A 1498-nucleotide genomic window follows, 5' to 3' on the forward strand; every position below is an offset into this window, starting at 1 on the left:
CTCGCGGCGCTGCCACTTCTTCTGGCAACTGGTCACTCATTGCATCACCTGCATAATCGGAATACGCAGCGACGATAAGGTTTTTCAGCGTCGTTGTTTCGGTCAGCGGATGAACAACATCGATGAATTCCTGGCCGATGAGAGCGGACTGAATCGCGCAGTCCTTCACGTAAAATTCAAGCTCCTGCGTCTTAAGCATCGGATTAATAGGTACGACAACTGCCCCCGCACGCAGAATGGCATAATAACCAATGACAAACTGCGGAGAATTTTGCATAAATAACAGCACTTTTTCTCCCTTTTCTACGTGGAGATGCTGCTGCAAAAAGCCTGCGAACGTATCGACTTCCTTTTTCAGCTCTTGGAACGTTATTGAATTCCCATAATAATAAATCGCTTCGCTGTTTGGATAGCGTTTGGCAGAAACGGCCAGGTTATCATAAAGCGAAGTTTCTGGAACGGTAATGGACTTCGTCAACTTCGGCCAAAACTCAAAATGCTTCGTTAGCATGAAACACGTCCCCTTTATTCAAAATTTCCAACTGGCTCATTTATTGTAAGCGTTATCATTTTTAGGCAGAACTATCACTTCTTACTTGATCAGCCAGCCCCCGTCAACGAGCAGATCCGAGCCCGTCATATAGGAAGCTTCTTTTGAGGCAGCAAAAGTGATTACCTGAGCAATTTCTTCAGGTTTCCCCACACGCCCCAATGCTGTGTTTCTTTTGATGGCATCCTCAAATCGCTGGTTCTTCAATCCTTCTTCCGTCAACGGCGTTTCCGCAAACCCCGGAGAAACGGAATTAACCCGAATCCCATGAGGAGCGAACTCCAGCGCAAGCGACTTGGAGAAATGGATCACCGCTGCCTTTGATGAGCTATAATGAGGGATTTTCGCTCCTGCCTTATGCCCTGATAAAGAAGCGACATTGACGATCGCACGGTCACTTTCACCATCCTCCTGATCGACCATAAGACGACCAAGACTTTTGGAGACTAAGTACACGCTTTTCAAATTCGTATCCTGAATCCGGTCCCACTCCGATGTCTCCATTTCTAAAATCGTCGTATTGCCAGAAGTCCCAGCATTGTTCACGAGCACATGCAGCGTCCCATACTCACTTTGGATGAAATCACTTAATGCTGCGATGTCTTCTTCCTTCGTGACATCCGCTTGAAAGACGACACTTGCACCGTCCTTCTTCTCATTGATTTGCTCTGCTACCCTTTCAAGCTTAGACGGCGTTCGACCGACGAGAATGACCGTTGCCCCCTCCGCGGCAAGTTGGTGAGCCGTTTTCTCTCCGATCCCGCTTCCAGCTCCAGTCACAACCGCTATCTTATTTGCAAATCGAGCCATAGACTATCTCCTCCTTTCCTCTAACTGAGTACAAGATGATTTTCTAATAGCGAACGAAGGTCTGCCGGAATCGGCTCACTTTTTTGTGTTTCATAATTGAAGTGGACGATCGTCGCTTCTGCTTCAGCAATGACTTCA

2 protein-coding genes are annotated in these 1498 nt (G+C 47.3%); both read right to left on the reverse strand.

Annotated elements, in window-relative coordinates:
* A partial coding sequence (locus tag LD39_RS14855) for an AMP-binding protein (RefSeq protein ID WP_035548794.1) occupies positions 1-511 on the reverse strand: 511 nt, incomplete at its 3' end.
* Positions 512-592: 81 nt separating this feature from the next.
* Positions 593-1360 carry an SDR family NAD(P)-dependent oxidoreductase gene (locus tag LD39_RS14860; RefSeq protein WP_035548797.1) on the reverse strand — a complete coding sequence of 256 codons (768 nt, stop codon included), beginning with the start codon at positions 1358-1360 and terminating at the stop codon, positions 593-595.
* Positions 1361-1498 lie beyond the last annotated feature (138 nt).

The organism is Halobacillus sp. BBL2006, from assembly GCF_000786645.1.
In the GTDB taxonomy this organism is placed as follows: domain Bacteria; phylum Bacillota; class Bacilli; order Bacillales; family Halobacillaceae; genus Halobacillus.

What these genes read in the sequence shown, in the direction of transcription:
- LD39_RS14860 (WP_035548797.1), bottom strand. Translation starts at nt 1,360, where the DNA reads ATGGCTCGATTTGCAAATAAGATAGCGGTTGTGACTGGAGCTGGAAGC.